The sequence below is a fragment of the Sorangium sp. So ce119 genome (assembly GCF_051524405.1).
Lineage (GTDB): Bacteria > Myxococcota_A > Polyangia > Polyangiales > Polyangiaceae > Sorangium > Sorangium cellulosum_G.
In genome coordinates this window covers 4,540,910-4,556,164 of record NZ_CP150310.1, presented here as the reverse complement: position 1 = coordinate 4,556,164, position 15,255 = coordinate 4,540,910, and the positions used below count along the sequence as shown (strand labels likewise).

Below are 15,255 nucleotides of genomic sequence, written 5' to 3'. Positions count from 1 at the left end.
GATGCGCTCGCTGCCGAAGCTCCTCGGCCTGCTCGCGGGCATCTGCTGGGCGGCGGCCTGGCCGGCCGAGGCGCGCGCCGTCACGGCCAGCGTCCCCGAGCGCGCGCCCTCGCTCATGGGCGAGGCCGTCACGTTCGACCTGACGATCGGCGACGCTATCGGCCCCGTGCAGGTGCGCTGGGACATGGGGGACGAGACTCGCACCGAGTTCACGGTCGGCGACGTGCAGCAGGTCCACACCTACGCCGCGCCCGGCCACTACCCGGTGCTGGCGACGGTCAAAGACGATGTCGGGTTCACCAGCGTCGCGTTCGTGCACACGGTGCACCGGCCGCTCGTCACGGGCAGCGCGGCGGGCTCGACCGATCTCGTCTACGACCGGCTGAACGCGAAGGTCTACACGGCCAACTACGAGAACGACAGCGTGAGCGTGCTCGACACGGGCGCGCTGATCAGGGTCGCGGAGGTGCCGGTGGCGCGCGGCCCGGTCGGGCTCGCGCTCACGGCGCAAGGCAAGCTGTGGGTGCTGCACCGCGACGCACATTCGCTCTCCATCATCGACACCGCGTCGCTGGCGGTGGAGAGCGAGGTCATGCTGCCGTACGCGTCGCAGCCGATGGGCCTCGCGATCAGCCCGACCGGGGACGCCGCGTACGTGACGCTGATGGCGGTCGGCAAGCTGCTGAAGCTGGACGTGGCGAGCGGCGCCGTCGTGGCCGAGCTGGTGCTGGGCGGAACGCCGCGGGGCGTCTCGGTGTCGCACGACGGCGCGCAGGTCTACGTCACGCGCTTCATCTCCGAGGACAGCCACGGCGAGGTGGCGCGCATCGACGCGGCGACCTTCCAGGTGAGCACGCGCTTCGCGCTCGCGGCGGACACCACGACGGAGGACACGGATCAACAAGGGCGCGGCCTGCCGAACTACCTGTTCTCGGTGGGGCTCTCGCCCGACGGCCTGTTCGCGTGGGTGCCCGGCAAGAAGGACAACATCTTCCGTGGTCCATTTCGCGACCAGCTCGGGCTCACCGACGACAACACGGTGCGGCCGCTCGTGGCGCTGCTGAACGTCGCGGAGGGCGTCGAGGACGTCGCGCGGCGCATCGATCTGGACGATCGCAACCTGCCCAACCAGGTCGTGTTCACGCCGCTCGGCGACTACGCGTTCGTCAGCGTCGCCGGCTCGGCCCTGGTGGAGGTTCGCGACGCCTACACGGGCGAGTTCGTGACCGCGCTGAAGGAGACGGGCTTCGCGCCGCGCGGCCTGGCGCTGACCGAGACCGACAAGCTGTTCGTGCACGCATCGCTCAGCCGCACGGTGGCGGTCTACGACGTCGCCGACGTCGTCAGCTCGCACGATCTCATCACCAAGAAGCTGGCCGACATTCCGACCGTCGCTGCGGAGAGGCTCGACGCGCAGGTCCTGCGCGGAAAGCAGCTGTTCTTCAACTCGGCCGACATACGCATGAGCGATCAGGGCTACATCAGCTGCGCGTCGTGTCACTTCGACGGCGCGGAGGACGGGCGAGTCTGGGACTTCGGCAGCGTGGGGGAGGGGCTTCGCAACACCGTCTCGCTGGTCGGACGGCGCGGCACGGGCCACGGCAACACGAACTGGAGCGGCAGCTTCGACGAGATCCAGGACGCGGACGACAACATCCGCGACCTGTTCGGCGGCAAGGGGTTCCTCGGCGCCGAGCAGCTCGCCGCGGGGACCGTCGCCACGCCGCGCGGCGACAAGAAGGCCGGACTGAGCCCCGAGCTCGATGCGCTGGCGGCGTTCCTCGGCTCGCTCGACACGTACCGCCCGAGCCCCTTCCGCAACGCCGACGGCTCGCTCACCGAGGACGGCGTCGCGGGCCGCGCCATCTTCCAGCGCCTGGGTTGTGGCTTCTGCCACACGGGTCCCGACGGGACCGACAGCGCGCGTGGCAAGCTGCACGACGTCGGCACCGTGAAGCCGTCTTCCGGGTTGCGCGCCGGTGAGCCGCTGTTCGGCATCGACACGCCGACGTTGAACGGCGTGTGGGAGACGGCGCCGTACTTGCACGACGGCTCCGCGCCGACGCTGCGCGACGTCCTCGTCACGGCCAACCCCGAAGATCGCCACGCCTTCACCAGCGGGCTCAGCGAAGGCGAGCTCGGGCAGCTCATCGCCTACGTGCAGCAGCTGGACGGCACCGTCGACGCGGAGCCGAGCGAGGACCAGCCGGCGCCGAGCGAGGCCGGAGGCTTCCTGGGCCTGGGCTGCAGCGCGAGGGGCGGGCCCTCCGGCGGTCGCGCGCCGCTCCTGGCCTTCGCGCTCGTGGCCAGCTCGATGGCGATCGGCGCCCGCCGCAGGAGGCCGTCATGAAGCACCTTCCGAGGCTGTGCCTGGTTTCGCTGCTGCTGCCGGCGTGCGTCGGCGAGATCGGCGAGGAGATGGCGACGGACCAGGCGACGATCGACTGGGACACGCTGCCGCCCGTGAGCGCTCCCGACCCGGAGCTGTCGGCCCTGCCCACACGCGAGGCGCAGCACCGCGCGCTGTGCGCCACGCCGCGCGGCGATAGCTTCTTCCAGGCGGTGTGCGCCACGCCGCGACCGGACATCACCGACTTCGCCAGCTTGCTCGAGGTCGCGAAGCTCGACGAGAGCCGCGCCTTCGCCCTCACCGGCAATTCCACCTCGCTCGTGAAGCGGGCAGTCTCCGCCGTCAATCCGCGCATCATCGTCTTTCCGCGCGTGACCGAGATGCGCGAGAGGCCGGCTGAGATGACCGCGATCGGCTTCGTTCGCGGTGAGCCCTTCGTCGAGATCGTGAGCCGCGACCTCTCGAGCGGCGACTACAACTTCTACCTGCTCACGTTCGAGCGGCAGTGTGACTACGACGGGAGCTGCGATCTCGCGAGCCTGCTCACCGAAGAGATAGAGCACGGCTGGACCGCGTTCAGCGTCTACAGCGAGGAAGACGTCGAGAATACGTCGCTCGACTGTCGCTCGTGCCACCAGCCCGACGGCCACGGCACGAAGAAGATCTTGCGCATGCAGGAGCTGGAGTTCCCCTGGCTGCACTGGTTCCCGCAGCGCTTCGTGCAGCGCACGGAGTCCGATCGGGTGCTCACGGCGCAGTTCGTGGAAGCGCACGCGCGCGACACGCAGTACGGGGGCATCCCCATCGCGACCATCCAGAATGCCCTCGACGAGGGCAGCGGCGCGCAGCTCGAGGCGTTGCTCGTCGCCGAGGGTCAGGCGGCGCAGCCGAACGTGTTCGACCCGCGCATCGAGGCCGAGATCAAGGCCGGCCCGTCGAGCCCGACCTGGGAGAAGCAGTTCGCCGTGTCGCTGGCGGGTGATTCGATCTCGGTGCCTTACCCGCTCGTGGACGTGACGGATCCTGCGCTGCGCGCGGAGCGGACCAGGTCCTACCTCGACGTGGTGATGGGCGCGGCCCCGCGAGAATCCCTCCTCGATCCGCGCGACCTCTTCTCCGAGGACGCGAAGGTGAAGCTCGGCCTGGTGCCGCCGCCGGGGGCGAGCGGGCGCGCCGTGCTCACGCAGCTCTGCTCGCGCTGCCACGACGGTCGCGGGAACCCGGCGCTGAGCCGCGCCGCGTTCAATGTGAAGAACCTGGACGGCATGTCGCGAGAAATGAAGGACCGGGCCATCCTTCGCCTGCAGGAGCCCGCGACCTCGCCGCTGCGCATGCCGCCCTGGCGCGCCGCCGACGCGCTGCCCCCCGCGGAGCTCGCCGCGGCCATCGAAGAGCTGAGCAAGTAGCGCTGTCACCTTGCGGTTGATGTGATGTGAACCCTCTCATCGAGAACCCTACGTCGGCTTTGCCCTGAGGCGGTCGTCATGCGTGTCGGCACCTTCGCTCTCGGGATCGAGTCCGGCACCGACTCCGAAAGGCTCCACCTGAAAATGCTCACGAGCATCAGAACGAACTTCGCCACGTTGTGCCTGACAATGGCGCTCTCGCCGCTCGCGGCGTGCGCGTCGTCTTCCTCGACCACCGCGCCGACACCGGAGACGGCGGACGGCACGAGCAAGGCGGCGGCCCCGCTGGCCGTGCCGGCGGAGCAGCGCGGCCCGATCCTCGACACGCACATCCATCTCTACCAGGTCACGCGGCCAGGCGGCGTCGTCTGGCCGGAGGCCAGGCAGAAGCCGATTTACCGCGACGTGCTGCCCGCGGAGTACGAGGCCATCGCGAAGCAGAATGGCATCATCGGCACCGGCGTCGTCGAGGCCAGCCCCGTCGTCGAGGACAACGTCAAGGTCCTCGACATGATGAAGGGCAACGGCTTCTTCAAGTTCCTGGTCGCGCAGCTCGAGATCGGCTCACCGAGCTTCAGCGCCGATCTGGCGCGCCTCGCCGCGGACCCGCGCGTGGTCGGCATCCGCGGCTTCCTCTGGAGCCCGAAGCTGACGCTCGACCAGAAGCAGCTCGCCTCGCTGGAGGAGCTCGCGGCCAAGGGCATGACGCTCGACATCATCAGCCGCGGCACCTTGAACCCGAAGGACAAGGTCGAGGCGCTCGCGACCGCGGTGCCCAGGCTCCGGATCATCATCGACCACCTCGCGGGCGCGAAAGGGGCGACGCCGGATCCGGCCTGGGTCGATGCGATGGAGCGGCTGGGCAAGCACCCGAACATCTACATCAAGTTCTCGTCGTTCTTCGACATGTACAACCCGGCCGCCACCGAGGACGATCCCTGGAAGGCGCCGACCGACGTCGCGGCGTACAAGCCGCACTTCGACGTGCTGATGAAGGCCTTCGGCGAAGACCGGCTGATCTGGGGCAGCAACTGGCCTGTGGTCGACATGGGTGGCAGCCTCGCTTCGGAGATCGAGGTTGCCGAGCTCTACCTCAAGGAGTTCGGTCAGGAGGCGCGTGACAAGGTGATGTTCAAGAACGCACTGAAATTCTATGCGCGTCATCCCTGAACAGGGGCGTCCCGAACGCCACGGCGGGGGCGCCCGCCGCCCCGCGCACGGCTCGTGAAGCGACGCCACGTCGCCTCGGCTCCTGCCGGTCGACGTGGCGCCGTGTTTTCTCTGTTGCAGTAACGAAGCGGCCCCGGCTGCGGAGCGCGCCGTGGAAGCCGCGAGTGAACGAAGTCGCTCAGTGAGGCAATGACAGCATGAAAGCCCTGACGATCACGGGTCCGTCGGCCGCGCGGGTGACCCAGATCCGCGAGCCCGAGCCGGCGCACGACGAGGTGTTGATCCGCGTGCGACGGGTCGGTCTGTGCGGCTCCGACCTGAACACGTTCCTCGGCAAGAACCCGATGGTGACGTACCCTCGGGTGCTGGGTCACGAGGTGGCCGGCACGATCGTGGAGCTCGGCTCCGGCGTCGAGGCGGACTGGCGCGTCGGGACCGACGTCACGTTCACGCCGTACACGGCGTGCGGCGCCTGTCCCTCGTGCCGCGCGGGGCGGCGCAACGCCTGCCGCGACAACAAGACCATGGGCGTGCAGCGCGACGGCGCGCTGACCGAGCTCGTGGCCGTGCCGTACCAGAAGCTCTTCACGTCACGGAAGTTGAACCTCACGGAGCTCGCGCTCGTCGAGCCGTTCTCGGTCGGCTTTCACGCGGCGGCGCGGGGGCGCGTCGAGGCCGAGGAGACCGTCCTGGTGATGGGCTGCGGCGGCGTCGGGCTCGGCGCCATCGCCGGCGCGGTGAGCCGCGGCGCGCGCGTGATCGCGCTCGACACCCAGGACGAGAAGCTCGCGCTCGCCAGGGCGCTCGGCGCGCGCGAGGCGGTGCTCGCGAACGCCGATGCGCGCGAGCGCGTGATGGACCTGACGAACGGCGACGGGCCGGACGTCGTGATCGAGGCCGTGGGCGCGATCGCGACGTACCGCAACGCGGTGGAGTGGGTGAAGTTCTGCGGTCGCGTCGTGTACATCGGGTACGGCAAAGAGCCGGTGAGCTACGAGACCAAGCTGTTCGTGATGAAGGAGCTCGACATCCTCGGCTCGCGCAACTGCCTGAGCGAGTTCTCGGACGTGATCGCCTTCTTCGAGCGGCGCACGTTCGACCCGAACCTCCTGATCTCGAGATCGATCCCCATCGAGGGCGTGCCCGACGCGCTCTCCGACTGGGCTGCCTACCCCGGTCGAACGTCCAAGATCATGGTCGGCGTGTCGTGAGCGCTCGCCGACCGAGCCGCAGGAGCACCGACATGGGCAATCCGATCCTCCAGTTCGGCACGAGCCGGTTCCTGCAGGCTCACGCGGACTTCTTCATCTCGGAGGCGCTTCACGCCGGCGACGCGCTCGGGACGGTCACCGTGGTGCAGACCACGTCGAACCCCGAGAGCCGCGCGCGCATCGACGCGCTGCGCGTACAGGGGCGTTACCCCGTGCGGATCCGCGGGCTGCGCCGCCAGGAGGTCGTCGACACGACGATCGAATGCAGCTCGATCACGGAGGCGCTCGACGCGAACACCGACTGGCCGCTCGTGCGCGAGCGTTTCGCGCATGATGCGCGCGTCGTGCTCTCGAACACGAGCGACAGCGGATACGCCTGTTTTCCCGAGGACACGGCGGCGTTGCTCGAGCCCGGCGCGGGCGTGCCGCGCGGGTTCGTCGCGAAGCTCGTCGTCCTCTTGCGCGCGCGCTTCGAGGCGGGCGCCGCGCCGCTCACGCTGCTGCCCTGCGAGCTCGTGTCGAACAACGGCGACACGCTGCGCGCGCTCGTCGCCGGCGTCGCGCGCCAGTGGGGCGCCGATGCCGCCTTCCTGCGCTACGTCGAGCACACGTGCGTCTGGGTGAATTCGCTCGTCGACCGGATCGTCTCCGAGCCGATCCGCCCCGTCGGCGCGATCGCCGAGCCCTACGCGCTCTGGGCGATCGAGCAGCGCGAGGGCATGGTGCTGCCGTGCCGGCATGAGGCGATGATCGTGACGGGCGACCTGCCCCATCACGAGCGCTTGAAGCTGCTGCTCTTGAACCTCGGGCACACCTACCTCGCCGAGCGCTGGCAGACGGACGGGCGCCCCGCCGACGAGAACACGCGGCGCGCGATGCGCGATCCGGCCTTGCGCTCCGAGCTCGAAGCGCTCTGGCGCGACGAGGTGGTGCCCGTCTTCGATGCGCTCGGCAAGGGCGCCGCCGCGCGCGCCTACCTCGACGAGGTGCGCGAGCGCTTCGAGAACCCGTTCCTCGATCACCGGCTCTCCGATATCGCGCGCAACCACGCCGAGAAGAAGCGACGCCGCTTCGGGCCGGTGATCGAGCTCGCGCGCGAGCTCGGCTTGAACCTCGAGCAGCCCCGGCTGCACGCGTCGCTTCGCACGACCGATACGCCATCCAGGGAGACATGTAGATGAGAAAGATGCGTTGGGTCGTGCTTTTCCTGTGCTTTCTCGCCGTCGCCCTCAACTACATCGATCGCGCCAATCTGGCGGTCGCGGCGCCCGAGATAGAGAAGTCGCTCGGCATCGGCCCTGCGCAGATGGGCCTCATCATGAGCGGCTTCTTCTGGACCTACGCGCTCATGCAGATGCCGTTCGGCTGGTTCATCGACCGCGTCGGGGGACGCATCGCGCTGCCTGTCGCCGTCGGCTGGTGGTCGCTCTTCACCGCGGCGACGGCCGGCGCGTCGAGCGTCGCGTCCATGTTCGGATGCCGATTGCTGCTCGGCGCGGGCGAGGCCGGCGCCTATCCGGCCTGCGCCAAGCTGGTGAGCCAGTGGTTCAAGCCGCGCGAGCGCGCGCTCGCGACGGGGATCTTCGACAGCGGCGCGCGCGTCGGTTCGGCGCTGTCGATCCCCCTCGTCGCCCTCATCGTCGATACGCTCGGATGGCGGGCGGCCTTCATCATCACGGGCTTGCTCGGCGCGGTGTGGATCCTCGGCTGGGTCGTCATCTACCGCAGCCCCTCCCACGGCGACATGACGGGCGAGGTCGACGTCGTCCACGCGGCGCCCGCCAGGGACGCGGAGGGCGACGTGACGTGGGCGTCGCTCTTCCGCCATCGCACGCTCTGGGGCATGATGCTCGGCTTCTTCTGCCTCAACTTCACCAACTACTTCTTCATCACGTGGTTCCCGAGCTACCTCGTGCAGACGCGCGGCTTCTCGCTCAAGTCGCTCGGCACGCTCGGCATGGTCCCCGCGCTGATGGCGATCCCGGGCGGCTGGATCGGCGGGTTCGTCTCCGATTCGCTCTATCGCCGCGGCTGGAGCCTCACCGCCGCACGGAAGACCTGCATGGTCGGCGGCATGCTTGTGTCGTCGGTGATCACGTTGTCGTCACTGACGTCCAGCGTGACCCTGATGCTCATCCTCTTCGGCATCTCGTACTCGAGCCTCGCGTTCGCCGGCGCCAGCGTCTGGTCCCTTCCTGGCGACGTCGCGCCCACCCCGCGCCACGTGGCCTCGATCGGCGGCATCCAGAACTTCGCGTCGAACCTGGCCGGCATCGTCATCACGACGTTCACCGGCGTGATGGTCTCGGTGACCAAGGGCTCGTTCACGATCCCGCTCGTCGTGGCGGGCGGCTTCTGCCTGCTCGGCGCGTTCAGCTACCTCTTCCTCGTCGGCAAGATCGAGCCGCTCCGGATCGAGCCCGCTCGCCGCGAGGTGACCTAGTTTCGCCCTCCAGGAGTCCGGCCATGGATCCGGATGGAGATTTCAACGCAAAGGCGCAAAGACGCCAAGGCGCAAAATTAAGCACAAACACATGCCTTTGCGCCTTTGCGCCTTTGCGTTGAATCTCTCCTCTTGCGAGGCAGATCCCTGGCAGGACTTCTGCCCCGCGGTACTAGCGTTCCAGCGGTCCTGGGCGGTCCGTTCGACGTGCGGCGGAGCGAGGCCGAGCGTGGCCCCCGGGAGGCGCTCCAGGCTCAGAGGGTGACGCCCCGCTTCCAGAGCGCGATCTCGCGCTCGTCGTTCTCCTCGGCGCGCGTCGGACGGCCCGAGGCGGTGGCCAGCACCAGGTCCATCAGGGCGTCGGCGGTCGCGTCCATGGATTCGCCCGAGGCGACGCGGCCGGCGTCGAAGTCGATCCAGCGCTTCTTGCGCTGGGCGAGGCTGGAGTTGGTGGCGAGCTTGAGGGTCGGCACGGGGAAGCCGAGCGGCGTGCCCCGGCCGGTGGTGAAGAGGATCACCGTCGCGCCGGAGGCGGCGAGCGCCGTGGACGAGACGGCGTCGTTGCCGGGGGCCTCCAGCAGGGCCACGCCCGGCTTGCCGCGGATCTGCCCGCCGTAGCGGACCACCTCGGTCACCGGGGCGCGGCCGGCCTTCTGCACCGCGCCCAGGGACTTCTCCTCCAGCGTGGTGATGCCGCCAGCGATGTTGCCGGGCGAGGGGTTCTCCGACACCGGCTCGCCGTGGGCGATGAAGTAGCTCTTGAAGTCGTTCACCACGCCGACGACGTCCGCAAAGACCGCCTCGCTCTCCGCGCGGGCCATGAGCAGGCGCTCGGCGCCGAAGATCTCCGGGATCTCGGTCAGGATGGCCGAACCGCCGGCGGCGCAGACCTTGTCGGCGATGCGGCCCACGAGCGGGTTGGCGGTCAGCCCCGAGAAGCCGTCCGAGCCGCCGCATTTGAGGCCGATCACCAGGTCGGAGGCGGGGCAGGGCTCGCGGCGGTCGTGCTCGGCGATCCTGACCAGCGCTTCGACGGCCTCGAGGCCGGCCTCGATCTCATCCTCGGCCGTCTGGGCGGTGAAGGACCGCAGGCGCTCGCGATCGAGGTGCGGGGCGCTCTCGAGGAGCAGGCCGAGCTGGTTGTTCTCGCAGCCCAGGCCGATGATCAGCACGCCGCCCGCGTTCGGGTGGCCGGCAAGGGCCGCGGTCATCCGGCGGGTGGCCTCGAGGTCGCCCCCCAGCTGGGAGCAGCCGAAGGGGTGGGTGAGCGCGTAGACCCCGTCCACCCGGCCCTTGAAGCGTCTGTCCGCCTCGGCGGCCACCTTCTGGGCGGTGCGCGAGACGCAGCCCACCGTCGACAGGATCCAGATCTCGTTGCGGGTGCCCACCCGCCCGTTCTTCCGCCGGTAACCCATGAAGGTGCGGTCTTCGGTGGCGGAGAGGGGCTCCGGGGTCGCGGGCTCGTAGGCGTAGGTGTCGAGGCCGGAGAGCGCGGTGGCCAGGTTGTGCGTGTGCACGTGGTCGCCCGGCTGGATGTCCACCGTCGCCCGCCCGATCGGCCAACCGTACTTCCGCACCGGCTCGCCGGCGGCCACCGCGCGCAGCGCCACCTTGTGTCCGGCGGGGATCTCGACACGGGCGGTGATCGCCTCGGCCACCGGATCGCCGGTGGCCAGGCCCCGCACGGCGACGGCCACATCGTCTCGGGGATCGATCCGCAACAGGGAGGCTGCCTGGCTCATCGCACCCAGGGTAACCGGAAGGCGCTCGGGTGGCAGAGGGGTCGCGCTCGCCGCGCGCTGGGCTCCCCGGCCGGCGCTCCTCGCAGCAGCGAGCTCTCCACGGATCGGTGTAAAGTTCGTGTGAGAGCGAAATGGTGTGCTCGGCGAGCGCGCGCGTCGGCCAGGGCGTCACAGACGGGAAGGCTGGATCGTCGTCAGGGGGGAGGGCCGAACGGGCCCCTGACAAGGAGAACGACGATGAGCGAGCAATCCCCCGTGAAGTACGAGCAGGCGATCCCGGACGTGCTGCAGGCGCTGGCCGGCGTGCACCGCGTGCTGGACGGGTACACCCTCGAGCGGAAGCTGATCCACCTCGTGCAGCTCCGCGCCTCGCAGATCAACCAGTGCGCCTTCTGCGTGAAGATGCACACGAGGGAGGCCCGGCAGGACGGCGAGACGAACGACAGGCTCGATCGGGTGATCGTCTGGGAGCACGTCCGCGATTTCAGCGAGCGCGAGCGGGCCGCCCTCGCCTGGACCGAGGCCCTGACCGTCCTCGACCGGCGGACCGACTACGCGGCGCTCCGCGCGCGGCTCAGGGAACACTTCTCCGACCGGGAGATCGGCGCGCTGACCGCCGCCGTGGCGATGATCAACCTGTGGAACCGCATCCAGGTGTCGGGGCACTGAGATGGAACGCCGCGACGACGCCTCCGCGTTCGAGGCCGCGAGGCCGATGCTCCTCGGCCTGGCCTACCGCATCCTCGGCTCGCGCGCGGAGGCCGAGGACGCGGTGCAGGACACGTACCTGAAGTGGCAGAGCGCCGACAGGAGCGCGATCGAGAACCCGGCCTCCTGGCTCACGACCCTCTGCACGCGCCGGTGCATCGATCTCCTGCGGTCCGCCCGCCACGCGCGCGTGGACTACGTGGGCGCGTGGCTGCCCGAGCCCATCCAGGCCGCGGCCGAGCCCGATCCGGGAGAGAGGCTCTCGCTGGCGTCGTCGCTCCAGACGGCCTTTCTGCTGGTGCTCGAGCGCCTCGCCCCGAAGGAGCGGGCGGCGTACCTGCTCCACGAGGTCTTCGACGTGCCGTATCCGGAGATCGCGACGGCGCTCGGCCTCCAGGAGGGCGCGTGCCGCAAGCTGGTCTCGCGGGCGCGCGCCAACATCGCGCAATCGAAGGCGCGGCACACGACCCCGCTGGACAGGCAGGAGCGGCTGCTCGAGGCCTTCCAGGCGGCCGTCGCGAGCGGCGGCACCGACAACCTGGCGGCGCTGCTCTCGGACGACATCGAGCTCTGCGCCGACGGGGGCGGCAAGGTCGCCACCGTCCTGCATGTGCTGCGGGGCAAGGACGAGGTGCTCGACTTCATCGGCCGCGCGCTGCGCGAGTACTGGAGCCCTTACGCGTGGGACGCGACGGACATCAACGGAGCCCGGGGCGTCCTCCTGCGGAAGGACGGCGCGGTCGCGGCCTGCGTGTCGTTCGCCTACGACGAGCACGGCGCCGCGACGAACATCTACATCGTGCGCAACCCCGACAAGCTGGCCCGCCTGGGCGACGAGGGCGCTGGCGCGCTCGACGGCGCGCGACGGGCGCGGTGAAGCGGCGATCAGCGGGCGGGCGAGCGGCCCGCCAGCGCGGTCGGGGTCACGCCGAGGACGCGGCGCATGCACCGCGCCATGTGGCTCTGGTGCGCGAACCCCGCCTCGATCGCCACCTGGCTGGCCGGCAGATCGCCGCGCAGCAGCAGCCCCCTGGCGCGCTCGACCCGGCGCTGGACGACGTACTCGTGCACCGGCAGGCCGGTCGATCGCTTGAACAGGGTCTTGAGGTGGGACGCGCTGATCTCGGCGACGCCGGCGAGCCGCTCCAGGGACAGGCGCTGATCGAGGTGCTCCTCGATGTACGCCGTCACGCGCCGTAGCTGCTGCCTCGACAGCCCGCGCGGCGACCGGCTCGGCGCCGGGGCGCGGCCGAGCAGGTGCGCGGCGAGCGCGAGGCCCAGGCTCTCCGTGTAGAGCAGCCCGCTCGGATACCCGGCCGCGCGCTCGGCGTCGAGCGCCCAGGCGATGTGCTCGATCTGCGGATCCCTGAGCTGGTGGCGCAGATCGAGGCCGGCCGTGTCGGGGTTGCGCCCCATGTCCTCGGCCGCGCGGCGCAGGAGGGAAGGGGACAGGCGCAGGATGAGCGAGGTGCCCGCGTCCTGCTCCTCCCAGACGTCCGAGTACCCGGCGGGGAGGACGTCGACGTCGCCGCGCGTGTAGACGAACCGGTGCGTACCGCACGACCCGCGGACCGGCGATCCCGCGTGGACCCGGAGCCGGTGGTCGTCCGCGGCCTCGAGCGAGACCACGCCGGCCGGGGTCGTGCGGACCTCCAGGCGCATCCCGAGGCGGGGCCGGGGCGCGCCCGCGGCTTTCTCCTGCGTGGAGGTGGCTTGCATCGCCCCCCGAGTATCCAACGGCGCCGCCCCGCGCGCCACGGCCGTCCGAACGTGCTCTGCGCGCGTCCGAACGTGCGCGACGGCGCGGCGCGCGGGCCGCACCCATGGCGAGCAAACGCGCCCACCACCGATCGCGGGGGCGCGCACGGAGGACATCGTATGCGTGACGTCTCGATCATCGGTCTGGGTCCCATGGGCATCGCGCTCGCGCGGGCGCTGCTCCAGCGCGGCGCGCGCGTCACCGTCTGGAACCGGACGAGAGAGAAGGCCGAGCCGCTCGTGGCGGAGGGCGCGGCGACGGCGGCGAGCGTGGCGGAGGCGGCGCAGGCGAGCCCGGTCGCCGTTGTCTGCGTCGCCGACTACCGGGCGACGCACCGCCTGCTGGAGCCGGGCGAGGTCGCCGCAGCGCTCGCCGGCAAGGTGCTCGTCCAGCTCAGCACGGGCACCCCGCAGGACGCCCGGAGCGGGGAGGCGTGGGCGAAGGAGCGAGGCGTCGACTACCTCGACGGCGCGATCCTGGCTGTCCCGAGCCAGATGGGGAAGCCCGAGAGCACCATCCTCGTCTCGGGCTCGACCACGGCTTACGGCAAGAGCAAGCCGCTCCTCGAGAAGATGGCCGGCACCGTGCCTTACCTCGGTCAGAACGTGGGCGCGGCGTCGGCCCTGGACCTCGCGTTTCTATCGCACCTGTTCATGGGCCTTCTGGGCTTCTATCACGGCGCCCGCATCTGCGAGGAGGAGGGCCTGCGCGTGGCCGACCTCGGTTCCATGCTGGCCGACGTCGCTCCGGCCATCGGCGCGATGATCAAGCACGACGCCAACGTGATCCAGGGCGGAGCCTACTATGGCTCGGAGAGCTCGCTGGACACCTGCGCGCGAGGCGTCGAGATCCTCCTGCGGCAGGCGCGGGAAGCGAGGATCGACGGCTCGCTCCCGGCGTTCGCCGCGGGGCTCTTCGAGAAGGGCGTGGCAGCGGGTCTCGGTGACGAGTCGCCGGCCGCGCTCATCAAGGTGCTGCGCAAAGGGGTCTGATCCGTCGGGTTCATCAGGCGCGTTTGAACCGTCAGGTTCGTTGGATTCGCCTCATCGCAGAAAGGACATGCCATGAAGAGCTATGCAGGGAAGAAGGCAGTCGTCACCGGCGGGACCCACGGCATGGGGCTCGCCACGGTCAGGGCGCTCCTCGACGGAGGCGCCGAGGTGCTGCTCACCGGCCGGAACGAGCGGAACCTCGAGGCGGCGCGGCGCGAGCTCGGCCGCGGGGCGCACGTCGTGCGCTCCGACACGGGGAGCCTCGCGGACGTCGACGCGCTCGGCGCCATCGTGAAGGACAGGCTCGGCGAGATCGACTTCCTGTTCGTCAACGCCGGCGTGGCGAGCCTGGAGCCGTTCGGTCAGGTGACCGAGGCCTCGTACGACGAGACGTTCGCCGTCAACGCGAAGGGCGCGTTCTTCACGATGCAGCGCCTGGCTCCCCTGATCCGGGATGGCGGATCGATCGTCGTCACGACGTCCATCGCCAACGAGGGGGGCAACCCCGGCATGAGCGTCTACGCCGGGTCGAAGGCGGCGCTCCGCGCGTTCGCACAGGGCCTCGCCGCCGAGCTCCTGCCGCGGCGCATCCGCGTGAACGCGGTGAGCCCCGGGTTCATCAAGACGCCGACCATGGGCGTCGCGGGCGCCTCCGCGGAGCTCCTGGCCGCCTTCGAGCAGGAGGGCCGCGCGATCACCCCCATGAAGCGCATCGGGACGCCCGAGGAGGTGGCCCGCGCGGCGCTGTTCCTGGCCTTCGACGCGACCTTCACCACGGGCGTCGAGCTGCCCGTCGACGGCGGCCTGGGGCAGGGCATCTCCGCGCCCCACGCCTAGCACCTCGTCGGCCAGGGACGAAGTTGCGGTGGCGAACGGATGCGCGGTGTGTGCGTGCGCGACGCGCCCTCTCATGATCCGGATTGACGCTCATCGGCCAGCATCCACGCGCTCAGCGGGCGTAGCGCGCCCACGCGTGCACGCGCGTCCACCCCCGATCGCAGAGCGCCCGCGCCACCGCCTCGCGGAGCCAAGCGTGGGTGACCGCGAGCGCGCTGCCGCGCTCACGGTGCCGCGCGTGGGATCGACCACTCGGCCGCCTCGCCCGCCCGGCGCTGCGCCGCAGCGGGCGGTGGCTCGGCGCGGAGCGCTGCACGGATCTTCCTGCGGCCGATCGCGAGTGCCCACACCGCGAGAGGCACCCGCGCGTTGCCTGGCGACGGCGCCGGATGCTCCAGCTCGCGCAGCAGCGCCGACCTGGCGACCTCAACACCGCGAACGAGCAGCTCGACCGAGGCGCGGGCGCGCGGCAGAGTGCTCGCGCCCGCCGCGCCCGCCGCCATCGCCAGGACCCGGAGCGCGGGAGCGGCCTCTCCCCTGGGGCCAGGCCTGCGGCGTCGTAGGCGTCACGTCAGCGCTGGAACCCGGCGGCGTCGATGACCGACGGAAGTACAATCCGCCCGCGCACACCGGCTGC

At 70.5% G+C, this 15,255-nt stretch carries 13 protein-coding genes; 10 read left to right on the top strand and 3 right to left on the bottom strand.

Features of this window, described 5'->3' with window-relative positions:
- The first annotated feature begins 1 nt into the window (after position 1).
- The 6 genes from WME76_RS17165 to WME76_RS17140 all read left to right on the top strand — a co-directional run bounded on the left by WME76_RS17165 (position 2) and on the right by WME76_RS17140 (position 8,580).
- Positions 2 to 2,350 carry a PKD domain-containing protein gene (locus tag WME76_RS17165; protein ID WP_437961167.1) on the top strand — a complete coding sequence of 783 codons (2,349 nt, stop codon included), beginning with the start codon at positions 2 to 4 and terminating at the stop codon, positions 2,348 to 2,350.
- Positions 2,347 to 3,756, top strand: coding sequence for a c-type cytochrome (locus WME76_RS17160; protein ID WP_437961166.1), 1,410 nt, complete (start codon positions 2,347 to 2,349; stop codon positions 3,754 to 3,756). Before WME76_RS17165 ends, WME76_RS17160 begins: the two co-directional genes overlap by 4 nt.
- A gap of 144 nt (positions 3,757 to 3,900) precedes the next feature.
- Complete coding sequence (locus WME76_RS17155) at positions 3,901 to 4,926, top strand: amidohydrolase family protein (RefSeq protein WP_437961165.1); 1,026 nt, start codon at positions 3,901 to 3,903, stop codon at positions 4,924 to 4,926.
- 197 nt (positions 4,927 to 5,123) lie between these two features.
- Entirely contained in the window at positions 5,124 to 6,137 is a 1,014-nt protein-coding gene (locus tag WME76_RS17150) for a zinc-binding alcohol dehydrogenase family protein (RefSeq protein WP_437961164.1), read from the top strand.
- A 32-nt stretch (positions 6,138 to 6,169) separates the two neighbouring features.
- Positions 6,170 to 7,318: a mannitol dehydrogenase family protein gene (locus WME76_RS17145; protein ID WP_437961163.1), complete on the top strand. Its 1,149-nt coding sequence runs from the start codon at positions 6,170 to 6,172 to the stop codon at positions 7,316 to 7,318.
- Complete coding sequence (locus tag WME76_RS17140) at positions 7,315 to 8,580, top strand: MFS transporter (protein ID WP_437961162.1); 1,266 nt, start codon at positions 7,315 to 7,317, stop codon at positions 8,578 to 8,580. The genes WME76_RS17145 and WME76_RS17140 overlap by 4 nt, the downstream gene beginning before the upstream one ends.
- 254 nt (positions 8,581 to 8,834) lie before the next feature.
- On the opposite strand, the gene WME76_RS17135 is transcribed toward WME76_RS17140, so the two are convergent.
- Entirely contained in the window at positions 8,835 to 10,322 is a 1,488-nt protein-coding gene (locus WME76_RS17135; protein WP_437961161.1) for a UxaA family hydrolase, read from the bottom strand.
- A gap of 237 nt (positions 10,323 to 10,559) precedes the next feature.
- Between WME76_RS17135 and WME76_RS17130 the strand changes: the two genes are divergently transcribed.
- Entirely contained in the window at positions 10,560 to 10,991 is a 432-nt protein-coding gene (locus WME76_RS17130) for a carboxymuconolactone decarboxylase family protein (protein ID WP_437961160.1), read from the top strand.
- Position 10,992: 1 nt separating this feature from the next.
- Positions 10,993 to 11,907 carry an RNA polymerase sigma factor SigJ gene (sigJ, locus tag WME76_RS17125; protein ID WP_437961159.1) on the top strand — a complete coding sequence of 305 codons (915 nt, stop codon included), beginning with the start codon at positions 10,993 to 10,995 and terminating at the stop codon, positions 11,905 to 11,907.
- 8 nt (positions 11,908 to 11,915) lie between these two features.
- On the opposite strand, the gene WME76_RS17120 is transcribed toward sigJ, so the two are convergent.
- Positions 11,916 to 12,749 (bottom strand): helix-turn-helix domain-containing protein, encoded by an 834-nt coding sequence (locus tag WME76_RS17120; RefSeq protein ID WP_437961158.1) that lies wholly within the window; start codon positions 12,747 to 12,749, stop codon positions 11,916 to 11,918.
- Positions 12,750 to 12,908: 159 nt separating this feature from the next.
- Here WME76_RS17120 and WME76_RS17115 point away from each other — a divergent pair, with 159 nt between their 5' ends.
- Complete coding sequence (locus WME76_RS17115) at positions 12,909 to 13,781, top strand: NAD(P)-dependent oxidoreductase (protein ID WP_437961157.1); 873 nt, start codon at positions 12,909 to 12,911, stop codon at positions 13,779 to 13,781.
- 72 nt (positions 13,782 to 13,853) lie between these two features.
- Positions 13,854 to 14,618: an SDR family oxidoreductase gene (locus tag WME76_RS17110; protein WP_437961156.1), complete on the top strand. Its 765-nt coding sequence runs from the start codon at positions 13,854 to 13,856 to the stop codon at positions 14,616 to 14,618.
- A 224-nt stretch (positions 14,619 to 14,842) separates the two neighbouring features.
- Here the strand turns inward: WME76_RS17110 and WME76_RS17105 are convergent, their stop codons facing one another.
- A complete protein-coding gene (locus WME76_RS17105; RefSeq protein ID WP_437961155.1) occupies positions 14,843 to 15,121 on the bottom strand; it encodes a hypothetical protein in 279 nt (92 codons plus the stop codon).
- Positions 15,122 to 15,255: the final 134 nt, after the last annotated feature.